The sequence below is a fragment of the Halorubrum sp. Ib24 genome (assembly GCF_002252745.1).
GTDB lineage: Archaea > Halobacteriota > Halobacteria > Halobacteriales > Haloferacaceae > Halorubrum.
Genome location: NZ_NHOX01000021.1, coordinates 1 through 16,797 on the forward strand (window position 1 = coordinate 1; position 16,797 = coordinate 16,797).

13 protein-coding genes and 5 pseudogenes are annotated in these 16,797 nt (G+C 70.8%); 13 read left to right on the forward strand and 5 right to left on the reverse strand.

Going from position 1 to position 16,797, the window contains the following annotated elements; all coding sequences use genetic code 11:
* The first annotated feature begins 288 nt into the window (after positions 1-288).
* From DJ82_RS04890 to DJ82_RS15675, 4 genes and pseudogenes are all read left to right on the forward strand, one after another.
* The gene (locus DJ82_RS04890; RefSeq protein ID WP_094581202.1) at positions 289-1,566 is read left to right on the forward strand and encodes an aminotransferase class V-fold PLP-dependent enzyme; all 1,278 of its coding nucleotides are present in this window, start codon (positions 289-291) and stop codon (positions 1,564-1,566) included.
* A 349-nt stretch (positions 1,567-1,915) separates the two neighbouring features.
* Positions 1,916-2,449 carry a response regulator gene (locus DJ82_RS04895; RefSeq protein ID WP_094522230.1) on the forward strand — a complete coding sequence of 178 codons (534 nt, stop codon included), beginning with the start codon at positions 1,916-1,918 and terminating at the stop codon, positions 2,447-2,449.
* A 94-nt stretch (positions 2,450-2,543) separates the two neighbouring features.
* On the forward strand, positions 2,544-2,966 hold the full coding sequence (gene sufU, locus DJ82_RS04900) for a Fe-S cluster assembly sulfur transfer protein SufU (RefSeq protein ID WP_094522229.1): 423 nt from the start codon (positions 2,544-2,546) through the stop codon (positions 2,964-2,966).
* Positions 2,967-3,050: 84 nt separating this feature from the next.
* Positions 3,051-3,686, forward strand: a pseudogene (locus DJ82_RS15675) (Sjogren's syndrome/scleroderma autoantigen 1 family protein); the annotation flags it as partial.
* A 615-nt stretch (positions 3,687-4,301) separates the two neighbouring features.
* On the opposite strand, the pseudogene glmM reads toward DJ82_RS15675, so the two are convergent.
* Positions 4,302-5,678 (reverse strand): annotated as a pseudogene (gene glmM / locus DJ82_RS04910) (phosphoglucosamine mutase).
* Between the two features lie 131 nt (positions 5,679-5,809).
* On the opposite strand from glmM, the gene DJ82_RS04915 reads away from it, so the two are divergent.
* The gene (locus tag DJ82_RS04915; protein WP_094522225.1) at positions 5,810-6,412 is read left to right on the forward strand and encodes a hypothetical protein; all 603 of its coding nucleotides are present in this window, start codon (positions 5,810-5,812) and stop codon (positions 6,410-6,412) included.
* A 61-nt stretch (positions 6,413-6,473) separates the two neighbouring features.
* On the opposite strand, the gene DJ82_RS04920 is transcribed toward DJ82_RS04915, so the two are convergent.
* The 4 genes from DJ82_RS04920 to DJ82_RS04935 form a co-directional block, all read right to left on the reverse strand.
* Positions 6,474-7,082, reverse strand: coding sequence for a hypothetical protein (locus DJ82_RS04920; protein ID WP_094581203.1), 609 nt, complete (start codon positions 7,080-7,082; stop codon positions 6,474-6,476).
* Between the two features lie 43 nt (positions 7,083-7,125).
* A complete protein-coding gene (locus DJ82_RS04925) occupies positions 7,126-7,512 on the reverse strand; it encodes a hypothetical protein (protein ID WP_094581204.1) in 387 nt (128 codons plus the stop codon).
* Complete coding sequence (locus DJ82_RS04930; protein WP_094558402.1) at positions 7,512-8,207, reverse strand: ATPase domain-containing protein; 696 nt, start codon at positions 8,205-8,207, stop codon at positions 7,512-7,514. The genes DJ82_RS04925 and DJ82_RS04930 overlap by 1 nt, the downstream gene beginning before the upstream one ends.
* A 105-nt stretch (positions 8,208-8,312) precedes the next feature.
* Positions 8,313-8,792 (reverse strand): chemotaxis protein CheW, encoded by a 480-nt coding sequence (locus tag DJ82_RS04935; RefSeq protein ID WP_094526308.1) that lies wholly within the window; start codon positions 8,790-8,792, stop codon positions 8,313-8,315.
* A gap of 102 nt (positions 8,793-8,894) precedes the next feature.
* Between DJ82_RS04935 and cheB the strand changes: the two are divergent.
* The 8 genes and pseudogenes from cheB (at position 8,895) to DJ82_RS04970 (ending at position 16,738) form a co-directional block, all read left to right on the forward strand.
* Positions 8,895-10,019, forward strand: a pseudogene (gene cheB / locus DJ82_RS04940) (chemotaxis-specific protein-glutamate methyltransferase CheB).
* Positions 10,019-11,837, forward strand: a pseudogene (locus DJ82_RS04945) (ATP-binding protein); the annotation flags it as partial. The pseudogenes cheB and DJ82_RS04945, both read left to right, overlap by 1 nt.
* Positions 11,838-11,842: 5 nt before the next feature.
* Positions 11,843-12,274: pseudogene (locus DJ82_RS15680) on the forward strand (chemotaxis protein CheW); the annotation flags it as partial.
* Positions 12,271-13,074, forward strand: a complete 804-nt coding sequence (locus tag DJ82_RS04950; RefSeq protein WP_094581206.1) for a protein-glutamate O-methyltransferase CheR — start codon at positions 12,271-12,273, stop codon at positions 13,072-13,074. The pseudogene DJ82_RS15680 and the gene DJ82_RS04950, both read left to right, overlap by 4 nt.
* The gene (locus DJ82_RS04955; RefSeq protein WP_094581207.1) at positions 13,074-14,285 is read left to right on the forward strand and encodes a HEAT repeat domain-containing protein; all 1,212 of its coding nucleotides are present in this window, start codon (positions 13,074-13,076) and stop codon (positions 14,283-14,285) included. The genes DJ82_RS04950 and DJ82_RS04955 overlap by 1 nt, the downstream gene beginning before the upstream one ends.
* Entirely contained in the window at positions 14,286-15,158 is an 873-nt protein-coding gene (locus tag DJ82_RS04960; RefSeq protein ID WP_094522216.1) for a CheF family chemotaxis protein, read from the forward strand.
* A 195-nt stretch (positions 15,159-15,353) separates the two neighbouring features.
* Positions 15,354-16,067 carry an HAD family hydrolase gene (locus DJ82_RS04965; RefSeq protein WP_094581208.1) on the forward strand — a complete coding sequence of 238 codons (714 nt, stop codon included), beginning with the start codon at positions 15,354-15,356 and terminating at the stop codon, positions 16,065-16,067.
* A complete protein-coding gene (locus DJ82_RS04970) occupies positions 16,064-16,738 on the forward strand; it encodes a class II aldolase/adducin family protein (protein WP_094581209.1) in 675 nt (224 codons plus the stop codon). Before DJ82_RS04965 ends, DJ82_RS04970 begins: the two co-directional genes overlap by 4 nt.
* Positions 16,739-16,797: the final 59 nt, after the last annotated feature.

A 16,797-nucleotide genomic window follows, 5' to 3' on the forward strand; every position in this document is an offset into this window, starting at 1 on the left:
AGAGGCGCGAAGCGCCTCGCTGTCACGAGGGCGAAGCACGGCGACGAAAGCACCGCAGACCGCGAACGAAGTGAGCGGTCGAGGAGCGAATCGAGCCGCGCGAGCCGTCGCGGCTGGGGTTTCGGAGGTCTTCAGGGCTGACTTCCGAGCAGCCATTTATAATCGAGCGGCCGGAGCGTTGGCGGTGACTGAGATCGTCCCTTTCTTTTAAAAACGATCCGCGTCCGAGTCGCGAGCAACACCTGCCGGACCGAAGATGTGTTAGTGCTCGGGGCCCAAATCAGCGTAATGGGAGTTCAGGAGCAGTACCCGTTCAACGTGGAAGCGCTCCGGGCAGACTTCCCCGTCCTCGACCGGAAGGTCGGCGGGGATCCGGAGTCGCCGGGACAGGGACCGGGCGACGACACGCCGCTCGTCTACCTCGACAACGCGGCGACCTCGCACACCCCCGACCCGGTCGTGGACGAGATCTCGGACTACTACCGGAGCTACAACGCCAACGTTCACCGCGGCATCCACCAGCTGAGCCAGGAGGCCTCCGTCGCCTACGAGGAGGCCCACGACGCGGTCGCCGACTTCGTCGGCGCCGCGGGCCGCGAGGAGATCGTCTTCACGAAGAACACGACCGAGGCGATGAACCTCGTCGCCTACGCGTGGGGCCTCGAGGAGCTCGGTCCCGGTGACAACGTCGTCCTCACCGAGATGGAGCACCACGCCTCGCTCGTCACCTGGCAACAGATCGGCAAGCGGACCGGCGCCGACGTGCGCTTTATCGACGTGACCGACGAGGGGCGGCTCGACATGGACGACGCGGCGGACCTCATCGACGACGACACGCAGATGGTGTCGGTCGTCCACATCTCGAACACGCTCGGCACGATCAACCCGATCGCCGAACTGGCCGACCTCGCGCACGACCACGGCGCGTACATCTTCGCCGACGGCGCGCAGTCGGTGCCGAACCGCGCGGTCGACGTCGATGAGCTCGGGGTCGACTTCTTCGCGTTCTCCGCGCACAAGATGTGCGGCCCGACCGGGATCGGCGCGCTGTACGGCCGCGAGGAGCTGTTGGAGTCGATGCAGCCGTACCTCTACGGCGGCGACATGATCCGGCGGGTCTCCTTCGAGGACTCCACGTGGGAGGACCTTCCGTGGAAGTTCGAGGCCGGGACGCCCTCGATCGCGCAGGGGATCGGCTTCGCTGCGGCGATCGAGTACTTAGAGGAGGTCGGGATGGACCGCGTCGAGGCCCACGAGGACCTCCTCGCCGAGTACGCCTACGACGAGCTGTCGGCGCTCGGCGGCGTGGAGATCTACGGGCCGCCCGGCGACGACCGCGGCGGCCTCGTCGCGTTCAACGTCGAGGGCGTCCACGCGCACGACCTCTCCAGCATCCTCAACGACTACGGGATCGCGATCCGCGCGGGCGACCACTGCACCCAACCCCTCCACGACGAGATGGGCGTCTCCGCCTCCGCGCGCGCCTCCTTCTACCTCTACAACACCGTCGAGGAGGTCGACGCTCTCGTCGAGGCCGTCGGCGAGGCGCGCGACCTGTTCGCCTGAGGCCCCCGCGCGTCGACGCGGGCGGCCGTTCGCTCGGATCCGCCGCGATACGCGAGGCCTGAGTGTGCCGAAATCGCCGGACCGGAGCGGCAAGTCGAAGACCACTAAGTAATCGCTTCTCCGGCCGCCCCCGAACCGTCGTTCGGTTCCGCTGTTCGACGCTCCCGGCTCGCATCGTTTCCACCGTCTGCCCGTCGATCGTCATCACAAGCGATCGGGTCGCTGGCAACCCGAGAGGCGTGACAACGGTGGTCGCACAATTATTATTACTATCCGAGTAAAAATAGTAAAACGAGGGCGACGTCCGTTGCAATCGGCCGTAGCGGCGTTGCGAAGATATCACCCGTTCATGACCGACACTTCACCGTCCGCCGCCGCGCCCGATGCCCAGACAGAGATGCACGCCGCCGACCGCGACTCGACGCCGGAACCCGACTCCGTCGCGGTGCTTCACGTCGAACCCGACTCGCGCGCGGCGGAGCTGTTCGCGGCGTTCACGGACCGGTCGGTCGACGGGGTTACGGTCCGGTCGGTCGACGGGGTCGCCGCGGCGTTCGACGCGGCCGACGCGGTCGACTGTGTCGTGACCGAACAGCGGCTGCCGGAGGGCTCCGGCGTCGAGTTGGTCCGTCGACTCCGCCGCGACGGGAGCGACGTGCCGGTGCTGTTCCACACCACCTGTCGCGAGGGCGAGACCGAGGCGTTGGCGCTCGAAGCCGGCGCTGACGGGTACTTCACGAAGCGCTCGGAACGCGGGCAGTACGAGCGCCTCCTCGAACGGCTCCGCGAGCTCGTCGCCGGCAACGGCCCCCGAACCGCCGAGACGGCGGCGCCTCCGTCCGGGCCGAGGCCGGGCGCAGAGACCGCCGGATCCGAGGAGTAGTCGGTGTCCGCCGCTCGTCGGCTCGCGGTCCCCGCGCCCGGTCGTCACAATCGACGGAACCCTTTTGTCCCGCACTGGCCTATTTGAACCCGATATGGGACTGGGCTCGGACATGTACCGGCAGCAGATCCTCGACCACTACAAGAACCCGCGCAACTACGGTGAGCTCGAGGAGCCGGACTTCACGCACGTCGGCGAAAACCCTTCCTGCGGCGACACGATCCGGATGGACGTCGACCTCGACGAGGCGGGCGAGACGATCGAAGCGGTCCGGTTTACGGGCGACGGCTGCGCCATCTCGATGGCCTCCGCGAGCATGCTCTCGGAGCGGCTCCACGGGATGGCGGTCGAGGAGCTCCACGGGATGGACACCGACGACGTCACGGAGATGCTCGGCGTCGACATCTCACCGATGCGGGTGAAGTGCGCGGTCCTCGGCCGGCAGGTCGCGCAGGACGGCTCGAAGATCCACCGCGGCGAGCTCGACCCGGACGACCGCACGATCACCGAGGAGTAGCCGACGGCGGAGCGGCGGTCGCCGCCGCGCCCCGGTCGTCCCGAGCCCACCGGACTTTTGCTCGTCAACCACGTTCGTCCGCCCATGAGCGACGGGTTCGACAAGGAGGCCGAGCGCGAGAAGCTCCGCGAGAAGCTCGCGGACGACGAGGAGAAGCGCGAGCACACGCAGCGGATGTCGGAGCTCCTCTTGCAGGGGGCGACGATGACGAACCGCCACTGCGACGACTGCGGCGACCCCATCTTCCGGAAGGACGGGCAGGAGTTCTGCCCGACCTGCCACACGGTCGACGCCGCGGACGAGGGGAGCGCCGACCCGACCGCGGGCACCTCGACTTCGGCCGCGTCCGGAGACGTCGGCGCGGACGCGGTCGACCGCTCGCCGACGCCCCCGACTGACGGAGCGCCGTCCCCGGCGACCGGCGCGAACGGTTCGGCCGAGCCGCGGCGCCCCGACCGGGAGTCAACTGGGACGCCCTCGGAGCCGTCGACTGGGACGACCCCGGAGCCGTCGACCGGGGTCCCCGACCCGACCGCGGGCGCGTCCGAGAGCCCCCCGACGACGACTGCCGGCTCCGAGAGCGTCGCCGACGCCCGGGCGTCGCTGACGCGGACGCTCCACCGGTTCGCCGTCGCGGCCGAGGAGACGGACGACCCGCGGCGGGCGCGCGACCACCTACGGGCGGCCCGCGAGGCGGCCGAGGCGCTCTCGGCGCTCGACCGGTCGGGAGCGACGCGAGCGGACGCGGCGCCTCAGAACAGAGAGAGAACGCGAACGAGCGGTCCGAAGCCGCGGATACCCGATCCTTTCGAACGCGCGCCGTCAGGCGCCCGTCGCCCGCCCGGCCGGCTCCATCTCCTCCCAGCTGGGACGGCGGTCGCTCAACAGCGACCGGACGATCCGGACGACGGCGTCGGTCCCGTCGCAGCAGTCCACCTCGCCGCGCTCGACGCGCCGGACGAAGCGGTCCAGCTCCTCCAGCGTTACCGCTCCCGACGCGACGGCGCCGGTGTCGTTCTACGTTTTGCTCCCTCCATCGTCAACGCACAAAGATCGATCGGTGCGGTCGAACCGTCTCGGATCGATGCGCGATGCGACGCCGGGCTTCTTCCGCGGCCATGTCTATTCTTACTACAAACATGGTTAATTATTACTACCGGTACTGACGGGGTTCCGTCACGTGTCGTCACGAGGGGGGGCCGGTCTCGCCCCCCGGAGTTCGACGACCGACGCGCGCGTCGCACGGAGTCCGCGGCCGGCGAAGCGGCGCCGCCTCCGAGCGGAGACGGCGTCGCTCCCCCCCGGCGTCTCCGTCCTCAAAGCTTCGGTCGCCGACTACCGCCCGCTCTCGACGGCACCAGCCATTCCGTCGGCGAGCTTGGCTCGGCGCGGGTCCGGGTTCGGCGACTCGCGTAAGATCCGGACTTCGCTCCCGTGCCGGAAGGGGACGCACTCAGCGAGCACCACGCGTCGCCCGTAATTCGGGCGGTTAGCACGTCGGTGGTGTTCGGCTTCGCGTCGGCGGTCTCGAACGTACGCCCGCGCCCGCGGAAGAGGCATCTCGTCGCGCTCGGCGGCGTCGGCGTACTCCACGTTCCGGCGCACGAAGTGGTAGTCGGCGTAGGGCGCGACCACGTCGCTGACCGGCTCGCCGGCGTCCGCGAGCAGTTCGAGGAAGCGAGCGCCGATGTACGCGCCGTCCCGCGAGAGCCGGTACGGCGGGAAGAACAGCCCGCCGTTCCCCTCGCCGGCGACGGGTACGTTGACTCCCGCCTCGTGGAGCTCGCGCGTCCGGGTGATGATGTTCGTCGCGCCGATGGGGGTCAGCTCAAGGTCGGCGTCGTTCGCGTCGCAGACGTCGACGAGCCGCTGGGAGACGTTGACGGCGCTGACGACGCTGTCGCCGGGCTCCACGCAGGCGTCGGCCATCGCCGCGAACGAGGTGTCGCCGTCGACGAACCCGCCGTCCTCGTCGACGAAGACGGCGCGGTCCGCGTCGCCGTCGTGGGCGATCCCCACGTCGGCCTCGGAGGTCGCGACGAGCCGGGAGAGCGCTTCGAGGTTCTCCGCGATCGGCTCGGAGTCGCGACCGGGGAAGTGGCCGTCCGGCGTCGCGTTCACCGTCAGCACGTCACAGCCGAGCTCGCGGTAGATCCGCGGCGACGCCACCGACGCCGCGCCGTGACCGGGGTCGACCGCGACCGTTAGCCCGGCGTCGGCGATCGCCTCGCGGTCGACCGCGTCGAGCAGCTGGTCGACGTAGTCGTCGACGGCGCCGTCGACGGCCGTCGTCGCGCCGGCGGTCCGCCAGTCGGCGAGGTCGTACTCGTCGTCGAGGACGCGGCGCTCGACGCGTTCGAGCACGTCGACCGAGAGCTCGACGCCGTCGTCGCCGACGAGCTTGATCCCGTTGAACTCCGGCGGGTTGTGCGAGGCGGTGACGAGCACGGCCGGGACCCCCGTCGACTCGCAGTAGTTCCCGACTGCGGGCGTCGGCACGACGCCGAGTCGGTCGACGTCGCAACCCACGGCGGCGAGCCCGCTCGCGGCGGCGTTGACGAACAGCTCGCCGGTGGTGCGGGTGTCGCGGGCGACGGCGACCCGGTCGGCGTCCCACACCGATCCGGCCGCCTTCGCGATGTCGAGGACGAGCTCCGGCGTGAGGTACCGTAGCGCGACCCCGCGAATGCCGCTGGATCCGAACAGCTCCATGGCCGGTCATGGGCCGGCCGACGGGAAAGCGGTTCCGAACCCCGAGCGCGCCGAGGCGGTGCGGCCCGTCCGAGGGGGCGTCGGTCGCCCGAACGCGTGCCCTTGAAACCGGTCCCGCCCCTACGGTTCGCATGGAGCGCACGCGACGCGACCTGTTGGCGCGGACCGGGGCGACGCTGGCCGCGACGGGAGCGGTCGGCGCCGCCGGCTGCCTCGACTTCGCCGCCGGCGACGGTCCGCAGGGGCCCGAGGGGACCCCGGAGACGCTGTCCTGCGGGGACGACGAGTTCGTCCGGCTCTCGCAGCCGTTCGAGAAGGAGGTTGCGGGGACGCTCGTCGAGACGGCCGAGACGACCGTCGAACTGTCCGCCGAGGGCAACTCGGAGACGTACGGCCAGTCGCTCCGGTTGGTGTTGCGGAACACCGGCGACGAGCCCGCGACCGCCCTCGGGCGACACGCCTACTCGGTCCAGCGGGAGACCGCGGCGGGCTGGCTCGACGTCCGCGGCTCGACGACCGGAGAGGCCGTCGAGCTCCCCCGTACCGAGGAGGCGTTCGGCCCGACCGGGGCGTACAGCTGGTCGATCGACCTCGACGAAGAAGCGATCGCCTCGGCCGTCCCCGACCTCGACCTGACCGTCTGTCCGCCGCTCGGTCCCGGGACGTACCGGTTCGTCTACTGGGGTATCGTCGACGCGCCGCCGCTGGGGGCGCAGTTCGAGCTGATCGGGTGAGCGTCGCGGCCGCCGGATCCGGTTCCGGTTCCGGTTCGACCGGCGCGGTCGCCGCTTCCGATCAGAACTGCGTCCAGTCGGAGGGGCCGCCCACCCGCCCGCGGACGCGGAACTCGCGGTCGTCGCCCTCCACGCGCGTCTCGACCACGACCTCGAACGGCTCGTGAAGGGTGTGGACCACCTGCTCGTCGTGCGCCGTCGACCCGACGACGCCGACGAAGGGCCACCCCTCCCCCGACGTCTGCGAGGTCATGACGCGGGTGAATCGGTAGATGCGCTCGGGGTCCCAGTACATCAACAGCTGGGAGAGCGAGTAGAGGCCGACCGCGCGGTCGCGGCCGGTCGAGGACTCGACGACGTCGGTGAACTTGATCCCGATGTCGGTGAGGTTCCCGGCGCTGCCGACGTACTTGGTCGTCGGCGTGTCGTCGCGCTTGTCGCCCTGCTCGTGGGTGACGCAGTCGATGACGGCCACGTCGTCGCCGTCCCGTCCCGTGATCGACTCGTAGTCGCCGCGGACCTTCTCCGCGGTGCGGCCGGTCGAGATGACGACCGGTTCGTCCGTCCACTCGGCGAGCATCCGGTTGAACAGGTCGTACTTCCCGCTCATCGGGGGGCCGCTGACGAGCACGCTGTCGGCGTCGCGGACAGCGTCGGGAAGCACGGTCATGTGTCTGGGTTGAGGGGGTATCGCGTAAAACCCTTCCGAGGGATCACTTCCGCAGCATCGACGGGAGGTCGAGTGACGACGGGGGACCCTCTCGTGGCGGTCGCGTTAGTGTCAGACCCGTTATCGCTCCGGGCAGCGCGGCTCCGACGGGCGACTCGCGGGGCGTCCCCGCGGCGTCGACGAGCGTCTCCCAGACCTCCTCCGGGTCGTCCGCGTCGTCGGTGGCGTTGAGCGCCTTGGTCCGCCCCTCGTCGTACGCCAGTTCGACGAGGCTCCGGTCGTACGCGCTCGGGAACGCCTCCATCACGCGGTCGAGCTCGGCCGAGCGCCCGTTCCCGACGCCCGCCGCGACGCCGAGGGCGAACGCCCGTCGAACCGCCTCTTCGCGAGTGAGCTCGTTCCACTCCGTGCCGAAGGTCCGGTCGTACATCAGTGGGTCACCGTCGTGGCGGCGCCGACGCGGAGCCCGCCGTCCGTGAACTGAACGTCCTGTATGTCGGTGTCAACGTCGGTCCCGCGCATCTTCAGCACCTGGACCCCGCGCTGCATTCCGTCGTCCTCGAGGTAGTTGTGCATGAAGACGACGCCGTGCGCGAGGTAGTGCTCCTCCGAGTACGCGCTCGGGTCGGTCATCTCGGAGATGAGGAGCGTCGTCGCGTCGGTCCGCTTCAGCGAGGAGAGCAGCTGGATCATCGTGTCCTCGTCGTCGTCGAGGAGGAACCGCAACAGCATGGTGGAGTCGAAGACGACGCGGTCGATGTCGCGGGAGTTGATGAAGCCGGTGAGCCGGTTCGTCACCCCGGAATGGTCCCGACGCTCGCCCGGGAGGCCGAAGAACCGGCGGCCGTCGGAGGAGAAGGAGTCGAGGAACGTGACTCGGTCCGTGTCGAGCGCGCGGTCGAACCCGAAGTCGTACCCGCTCATGTCGCGCCGGATCCCCTCCTTGGTCTCGTGCATGCTGATATACAGGACGTCCTCGCCGTTACGGGCGCCCTGCGCGGCGAACTGCGAGCAGAACGTCGTTTTCCCGCTGCCGGGAGGGCCGCTTACAACGTATAAACGACTCTCCGGGAAGCCGCCGTCCACGAGACCGTCGAACCCGGGAACGCCGCTTGTGACGCGCATACGAAGCCACTCGCCGGTCGGCGCATAAGGGTTGGCTCGCGTTTCTCACTGGTGAGAACTGTCGCGCCGCCGCCGTCGTCGCGACGCTCGTCCCGGCCCCGCGAGCTACGCCTCGGCGTCCTCGGGGACCACGTCGGCGGCGTCGATGTCGCCGACGTCCTCGACGTCGGGGGAGACCCAGACGACGAAGCGGTCGTCGGACTTGACGATCCCGCGGATCCCCTCGTCGTCGACGGTCGTGCCCCGATCGACGTCCTCGGGGGCGACGTCGCGGACCTGGAACACCTCGTCGACCATCCAGCCGACGGTACCGCCCTCGTCGATCTCGGCGTCGTCGAACACGACGATGCGCTCGCGCGGGCCCTCCGCCGCGATGTCGAACAGCGTCTTCGGGTCGACGATCGTCGTCGTCCGCCCGCGCAGGTCCATCACGCCCTCGACGTGGTCCGGCGAGTTGGGGATGCGCGTCAGCTCGCCGGCGTCGACGATCTCGTCGATGACGCCGATGTCCAGACAGTACGTCCCGTCGCCTAGTCCGAACTCCAACACCTTCGTGGGCTCGGCCTCCGTCTCGGTGGCTGCCATGGCCTGACCTGCGGCGAAGGGGCCAATAACCGTGTCCCCTGAATTATCAGGGGTGATTACTGGGTCCGTGGATTTATGCTGATTCTGGGCCCGCTATCGCACATGAGTAGGACGACGGATCGGCGGGGCGGTCGCGACGACTCCTTACGAGTGGTTGTCGTCGACGACTCGCCGTTCATGCGGGGCCTGATCGCCGATCTCCTGACGGATGCCGGAGTGGCGGTGGTCGGCGAGGCCGGCGACGGCGCGGAGGCGCTGTCGCTGGTCGCCGAGACGCGTCCCGACGTGGTGACGATGGACGTCGAAATGCCGGGTATGGGGGGGCTGGAGGCGGTCGAGCGCCTGATGGACGAGACGCCGACGCCCGTCCTGATGCTGTCAGCGCACACGGCCGAGGGCGCGGAAGTGACGTTCGAGGCGCTCGAACGCGGCGCGGTGGACTTCTTCTCGAAGCCGGGCGGCGAGGTATCCACCGGCGTCTCGCGCGAGTCCGACCGGCTGGTCGAGGCGGTCAAGTCGGTCGCCGACGCCGACCTCGACGCGGCGACCCGGGACCGACGAGAGAGCGACGCCGACGGCGCCGCGAGCGATCCGTCGCCGGGCGCGACCGCCTCGGCCGGCGCGAGCGGTTCGCCCGGGACCGCGGCCGTGGACGTCGACGGCCCGCTGACGGTCGTGATCGGTTCGTCGACGGGCGGCTCGAACGCGGTCGAGCGCGTGATGTCGGCGCTGCCGAAGGCGGACTGTCGGATCGTCATCGTCCAGCACATGCCGGAGGCGTTCACCGCTCGGTTCGCCGACCGGCTCGACGCCGCCTCGGCGTACGACGTGCGCGAGGCGAGCGACGGGGCGCGGATCGGCCCCGGTGAGGCCGTCGTCGCCCGCGGCGGGAGCCACACGCGAATCGACAGCTACCGCGCCGGGCGGCTCCGCGTGAAGCTCGACGAGGACGACTCGTAGTCGGTGACGCCGGCCGCTGACGTGACGATGCGCTCGGCCGCCGAGGTCGTCGACGACCCGCTGGTCGGCGTCGTGCTGACGGGGATGGGCTCGGACGCCGCCGAGGGGATCCGGGCGATGGCCGACGCCGGCGCCCGGACGATAGCACAGAGCGAGGACACCTGCGTCATCTACGGGATGCCGAAGCGCGCGGTCGAGACGGGCGGCGTCGACGAGGTGCGCGACCTCGACGACGTCGCCGGCGCGATCGTGCGGGGTGGGGCCTGATGGACTCCCACCGCGCCGCGTTCGTCGCCGAGGCGGAGGACGGCATCACGGACCTCAACAACGCCCTGCTCGCGCTGGAGGCCGACCCCGAGGACGCCGAGGCGATGGACGACGTGTTCCGCGTCGCCCACACGCTGAAGGGGAACGCCGCGGCGATGGGGTACGACGACGTCTCCGACTTCGGGCACGCCCTCGAGGACCTGCTCGACGCGGTCCGACAGGGCGACCGCGAGGTGACGCCCGAGCTGATGGACCTCCTGTTCGAGGGGGTCGACACCGTCGAGGCGATGGTCGCGGAAATCGCCGACGCCGGCGAGGTCGCGACCGACCCCTCGGATCTGGAGGGCCGCCTCCGGGAGATGGAGGAACACGGGACCGTCGGCGGCGACTCGGCGGCCGACGGCGACGACGCGACCGACGGCGACGACACGGTTGCCGAAAATGGCGACGACGACGCGGCCGACGGCGACGACGTCTCCGTCCCCGATCTCCCGGCGGCCGCCGCGGGGCTCGACGCCCCCGTGGTGTACGCCGACGTGACGATCGGCGAGACGTCGATGGCCGGCGTCGACGCCGCGCTCGTCCTGCAGGCGCTCGACGGCCAGTTCGACGGCCACGTCACGGATCCGGACCCGGACGCGCTGGAGGAGGGCGAGTACGACGAGGGGTTCGACGCGTTCGTCGCCGGCGCCGACCCCGACGTGGTCGCGGAGGGGCTCGGCGCGCTCACGCAGGTCGAGTCGGTCGCGACCGCGCTCGCCGCCGCGGAGACCGGTGACGCCGCCGCCGCGGAGACCGGCGACGCCGCCGCCGACGGCGACGAGTCGAGCGCGCAGGCCGAAAAGGCGGCGCCGGCGCCGACCGAAGAGGCCGGCCCCGGCGAGGGAGAGACGGCCGAGGGTGCGCCCGACGGCGAGCCGGCGGAGTCCGATACGACGCCCGCTCCGGACGGCGACGCCGATTCGGCCGGCCAACCGGACTCGCAGTCCGAGACGACCGACCGCGACGAGATCAAGTCGATCCGCGTCGACGTCGACCAGGTCGACGAGCTGTACGGGCTCGTCGAGCAGCTGGTGACGAGCCGGATCAAGCTCCGGCGCGAGCTGGAGGCGGCGGACGCCGAGTCGGACACGCTGGACGAGCTCGACAAGCTCGCGTCCAGCCTCCAGGACACGGCGATGGACATGCGGCTCATCCCGTTCTCGCAGGTGTCGGACTCGTTCCCGCGGCTCGTCCGCGACATCTCGCGGGACCTCGACAAGCGGATCGACTTCGAGATCGAGGGCGACGACGTGGAGCTCGACCGGACGATCCTCACGGAGATGCGCGACCCGCTCGTGCACGTCCTGCGGAACGCGGTGGACCACGGGATCGAGTCCGCCGAGGAGCGCGAGGCCGCCGGCAAGGATCCGACCGGACACGTCAGGCTCACGGCCGAGCGCGAGCGCGACCACGTGATAATCGAGGTCGCCGACGACGGCGGCGGACTCGACCCGGACCAGCTCCGCGAGAAGGCGGTCGAGGAGGACGTCAAGAGCCGCGAGGCGGTCGAGGCGATGGAGGACGACGAGGTGTACGACCTCGTCTTCCACCCCGGCTTCTCCACCGCGGAGGAGGTCACCGACGTCTCCGGGCGCGGGGTCGGGATGGACGTCGTCCGGACGACCGCCCGGGACCTCGACGGCTCCGTCGCGGTCGAGAGCGAGCCCGGCGAGGGAACGACGGTCCGGTTCCGCCTCCCGGTCACCGTCGCCATCGTGAAGGTGATGTTCGTCGACGTCGGCGGCACGGAGTACGGCATCCCGATCAAGTCGATCGCCGAGGTCGCCCGCGCCGACGACGTGGAGGAGGTCCACGGCGACGAGATCGTCCGCCACGAGGACGACCTCTACCCCGTGATCCGACTGAACGAGCGCCTCGCGGAGAGCGGCGCCGCGGCGGTCGGCTCGGGAATCGGCGACGGATCCGGAGAGAGCGACGCCGGAGCGGAGGACGGACCGCCGGCGAACGCCGAGGCCGCGGTGAGCGACGCCGAGGCCGCATCGACCGACGGCGGCGTCACCGACGAGGGGATGCTGGTGCGGATCCGCGAGGAGACCCGGCAGGTCGCGCTCCACTGCGACGCGGTGCTCGACCAGGAAGAAGTGGTGGTGAAACCCCTCGACGGGCCGTTGTCCGGGACGCCGGGACTGAGCGGCACGGCGGTCCTCGGCGACGGCGACGTCGTGGCCGTTCTCGACGTGGTGAGCCTATGAGCAGCGAGACCGCCTTCGAGGGCGTCCTCCGTCAGATCGACGACACCGTTCCGTTCGAGCCCGGCTACTACAACGAGTCGTACCTCGACCGCCGGATCACGGCGCGGATGCGCCGCCGCGACACCGAGTCGCACGCGGAGTACGAGCGCCTGCTTCGGGAGGACGACGAGGAGCGGCGTGCGCTGATGGACGCGCTCACGATCAACGTGACGGAGTTCTTCCGCAACGCCGAGATGTGGGACGTCCTCCGCGACGTGCTCCGCGAGCGGACGAGCGAGCAGCGGCGGGTCCGCGTCTGGTCGGCCCCCTCGGCGGACGGTCGAGAGCCGTACTCGGTCGCGATGCTCGCCTGCGACGCCCCCGAGATCGACGAGTCGCGGATCGAGGTGCTCGGCTCCGACATCAGCGAAGAGGCGCTCGACAACGCCCGCGACGGCGTCTATCACACGACTCGGACGACGGACATCGCGGAGGAGCTGGAGCCGCTCTCGGACCCCGACCGCTACGTCGAGCGCGACGGCGACACGTTTCGGGTTCGGCGGGCGGTCCAGCGGCTCGTCGACTTCGAGACGCACGACCTGATCCGCGACGGCGCGCGCGACCCGTTCGACGTCGTGCTGTGTCGCAACCTCCTGATCTACATCGACGTCGACCACAAGGGCGCGCTGTTCGACACGCTCGAGGCGTCGCTCGCCGACGACGGCGTGCTCGTGCTCGGGATGACGGAGAGCGTCCCGCCGGGGCGGTCCGACAGGTACGAGCCGATCGACAAGCGCCGACGGGTGTTCGGGAGGGTCTGATGTCCCTGTACCAGTACGCCCGGGACGGGAACGCGGAACGGCTCAGGGACGCGCTGAGCAGCGACAGCGCCGCGGTCCGGCGCCGAGCGGCCGAGTTTCTGGGGGAGGTCGGCGACGTCGACGACCAGGCGACGGTCGAGGGACTCCTCCGGGCGGCGACGAGAGACGACGACGCGGAGGTCCGCGGCGCCGCGGTCGACGCGCTCGACGAACTCGGACAGGCGGCGCTCGAACAACTGCTCGAGGAGCTCACCGGCACCAGCGGCTCCGAGGCGGAGTGGGTCACCGCCCGCAAGTTCGCCCGCGCGCTCAAGGCCGACCGCCCGGAGCTCCGGATGGCCGCCGCGAACGCGCTCGGCGGGCTCGACGACGCCAGCGGGCTCCAGCACCTCGGCGAGGCGCTCGACGACGAGGACCCCCGGGTCAGGCTGCGAGCCTGTCAGGCCTGCGGGACGTTCGCGGACCCGCGGTCGGTGCCGGCGCTGACGGAGCGGCTCGACGACGGCGATCCGCGGGTCAAGCGCGCCGCGGCGAACGCCCTCGGGAACGTGGGGACGGACCAGGCGCTGTCGCCGCTGCTCGACCTCCTCGACGACGGCGACGAGTCGCTCCGGCGGATCGCCGCCGGCGCGCTCGGGAAGGCGAACAACCCCGAGCCGGTTGAGCCGCTGGCGCGCGCGCTCGGCGTCGAGAGCGCGGTCGTCCGGAACGCCGCGGTGTACTCGGTGATCGAGCTGCTGTCGAACGTGCCGACCGAGCAGAGCCACGCGGTCCGCGACCGCGTCGTCTCCGAGCTGAAGTCGGCGGACGACGCCACGGTCGTCGAGCCGCTCGTCGAGATCCTCACGGACGGCCAGCAGAGCCGCCAGCGGCGGAACGCGGCGTGGATCCTCGGTCGCGTCGCGGAGCCGGAGTCGGCGCTCGCGGTCGAGGCGCTCGCGGACGCGCTCGCCGACGAGGACGCGCAGACAGCTCAGTTCGCGGCCACGAGCCTCAAGAGCCTCGGAGGCCCGATCGTCGAGGACCGGCTGCTCGACCGGCTCGGCACCGAACACCCGGAGGACGCGCGGGCGAAGGCGGTGTTCGTCCTCGGGCAGATCGGCGGGCAGGAGACGCTGAACCGGCTCGAAGACCTCACCGACGACGAGAGCTCCGCGGTCCGGCAACGGGTGTTCTCCGCGGTGTCCAAGCTCCGGGCGGGGGGACCGTAGATGTCCGACGGCGGCGGCGAGTACAAGGTGACGGACACGCAGGGTCGCTTCGCGGTCGCCGTCCGAGAGGGTCGGAAGGTGAGCGACGTCTCGTGGACGCCGGGGCGGGTGCTCCTCTCGAACCGGCGGCTCATCCTCGCCGGCAACGACGGGAAGCGAACGATCCCACTCTCGGAGCTCCGGGGGCTGGGCGGGCGCCACGACGCCAACCAGTCGGTCGCGCGCGTCTCGAACTACGTGAGCTTCGACCTCGGAAACCAGGTGCTGTTGGTCGCGGCGTCGGACCACGAGGCGTTCGAGCGCGACGTCTACCGGGCGCTGCTCGACCAGCGGACGGTGACCGCCAAACACCCCGCGATCGAGGGCGGCGTCGTCCAGGAGACCGAGTGGGAGCAGGCCCGCGTGAAGATCGACGAGAACGGGCTCAACGCCGCCTTGGAGAGCGGCGCGTTCGTGAAGTTCGACCTCGACGATATCAGCGGCCTCGACGCGGCCAAACGCACCGTCAACGGCGAGAAGAAGCCCGTCATCGAGGTGTCTCACACCGACGACGAGGGCACCAGCATCGAGACGCACGTCGCCGGCGATCCCAACCGGATGCGGTTCGTCGAGGCGTGGCTCCGGAAGGGCGAGGAGCGCAGTTCGACGAACGTCGACCTCTCCAGCCGCGACCGGGAGGTGTTGATGGCGCTGTACTCCGGCGTCTCGCCGTTCGAGATCCCGTCGTTCCTCGGGATGGACGTCGACGCGGTCGAGGAGACGTTCGAGCGGCTCGTCGAGCTTGACGTGGTCGAGGAGGTGCGGGTGCGCCGCGAGGTGGCGCTCAACTCCCGCGGTCGGAACATCGCCAGCGAGGCGATGAACGAGCAGTGAGCGGTCGGACCGATCGCTGACGGACCCGAGCGAACAGCCGGCGAGGTCCCTCTCCGCGGCGGTGCGCCGGGCTCCCGCCTCGGCCGCCGCGGACGACGGCTCAGCTCACGGGCGCGCTGGCCGCGGTATCGCTTATAAACCGACGGAGCGACCGCGTCGAACCACGCTTAAGTCGCCGCCCGGCCGAGTGGGGACATGAGCTACGAGGCCGTCTGTTTCGACCTCGACAACACCCTGTACCCGTATCCGCCCTGCAACGAGGCCGGCAAGCGGGCGGCGCTCGCGGCGTTCCGCGAGCGCGGGTACGAGATGGACCGCGAGGCGTTCGACGAGCTGTACGCGACCGCGCGACTGGAGGCGAAGCGCGAGACGGCCGGCACCGCAGCCTCTCACGACCGGCACATCTACTTCAAGCGCGCGCTCCGGCGCCACGCGGGCGAGCGGGACGCCGCGACCGCGCTCGCGCTCGGCGACGCCTACTGGGAGGGATACGCGTCCGAGATGCGGCTCTGTGACGGCGTGGTGTCGGTCTTCGACGCGCTGGCGGCGGCGGGGGTCGACGTCGCGATCGTGACCAACCTCACGACCCGAGTCCAGCTGCAGAAGCTCGCCCGACTCGGAGTCGACGACCGGGTCGACCGGCTCGTCACCTCCGAGGAGGTGGGCCGCGAGAAGCCGAGCGCGCTGCCATTCACGACCGCCCTCGCGGCGTTCGACTGCCGGCCGAGCGAGGCGCTGATGGTCGGCGACAACGTCGACGCCGACGTCGCGGGCGCGAACGCGGTCGGGATGGACACCGCCCTGTTCGACGCCGGCGGCGACGCGCCGGCCGACGACGAGCTCCCGGAGCGGCGGCGACCGGACTACAGCCCGGACGCCTTCGCCGACCTGACGGAGGTGGCGCCGTGAGCTGGGACCCGACGGGTCCCGACCCCGACCTGCTCCGCGACGCTCGCGAGTCCGTCGTCGAGTACGCGCCGGCGCTCGCCGGCCTGACGCCCGGCCGGACCGGGAACCTCAGCGTCCGCGACGGCGACGCGGTCGCGGTGACGCCGACGGGCGTGCCGTACGACTCCTTCGACGCCGACGACGTGCCGGTCGTCGGCCTCGACGGCGAGCGCCTGGCGGGCCGGATGGCACCGTCAAGCGAGGTGCCGATGCACACGGGGATTTACAAGCACGACCGGCCGGGCGCGATCGTCCACACCCACTCCCCGTGGGCGACGACGATGGCGACGCTCGGCCGGCGGCTCCCGCCGGTCCACTACATGATCGTCTCGGTGGGCCGGGAGGTGCCGCTCGCGGACTACGCGCCGTACGGGACCGAGGAACTGGCCGCGAACGTCGTCGCCGCGATGGCCGAGGCCGACTCCGACGCGGCGATCCTCGCGAACCACGGGCTGGTGGTGACCGGGCCGGACCTGGAGACCGCGGTCGAGAACACGCGCCACGTCGAGGACCTCTGCCGACTCTACCTCCGGGCGTCGGCGGTCGGCGAGCCCACCGTCCTCACCGACGACCAGCTGGCGACCGTCGAGGAGCGGTTCGAGAGCTACGGCCAGCAGCCGGACTCGGAGTAGGGCGGGACGCGGAGTGAGGCCGGACTCTCGGCCAGTCGCCCGGTTATATAAATACCCGG

Excerpts from the sequence above, each read along its gene's own strand:
- DJ82_RS04890 (WP_094581202.1), top strand. The coding sequence starts at position 289 with ATGGGAGTTCAGGAGCAGTACCCGTTCAACGTGGAAGCGCTCCGGGCA.
- DJ82_RS04895 (WP_094522230.1), top strand. The coding sequence starts at position 1,916 with ATGACCGACACTTCACCGTCCGCCGCCGCGCCCGATGCCCAGACAGAG.
- sufU (WP_094522229.1), top strand. The coding sequence starts at position 2,544 with ATGGGACTGGGCTCGGACATGTACCGGCAGCAGATCCTCGACCACTAC.
- DJ82_RS04915 (WP_094522225.1), top strand. The coding sequence starts at position 5,810 with ATGGAGCGCACGCGACGCGACCTGTTGGCGCGGACCGGGGCGACGCTG.
- DJ82_RS04920 (WP_094581203.1), bottom strand. The coding sequence starts at position 7,082 with ATGACCGTGCTTCCCGACGCTGTCCGCGACGCCGACAGCGTGCTCGTC.
- DJ82_RS04925 (WP_094581204.1), bottom strand. The coding sequence starts at position 7,512 with ATGTACGACCGGACCTTCGGCACGGAGTGGAACGAGCTCACTCGCGAA.
- DJ82_RS04930 (WP_094558402.1), bottom strand. The coding sequence starts at position 8,207 with ATGCGCGTCACAAGCGGCGTTCCCGGGTTCGACGGTCTCGTGGACGGC.
- DJ82_RS04935 (WP_094526308.1), bottom strand. The coding sequence starts at position 8,792 with ATGGCAGCCACCGAGACGGAGGCCGAGCCCACGAAGGTGTTGGAGTTC.
- DJ82_RS04950 (WP_094581206.1), top strand. The coding sequence starts at position 12,271 with ATGAGCAGCGAGACCGCCTTCGAGGGCGTCCTCCGTCAGATCGACGAC.
- DJ82_RS04955 (WP_094581207.1), top strand. The coding sequence starts at position 13,074 with ATGTCCCTGTACCAGTACGCCCGGGACGGGAACGCGGAACGGCTCAGG.
- DJ82_RS04960 (WP_094522216.1), top strand. The coding sequence starts at position 14,286 with ATGTCCGACGGCGGCGGCGAGTACAAGGTGACGGACACGCAGGGTCGC.
- DJ82_RS04965 (WP_094581208.1), top strand. The coding sequence starts at position 15,354 with ATGAGCTACGAGGCCGTCTGTTTCGACCTCGACAACACCCTGTACCCG.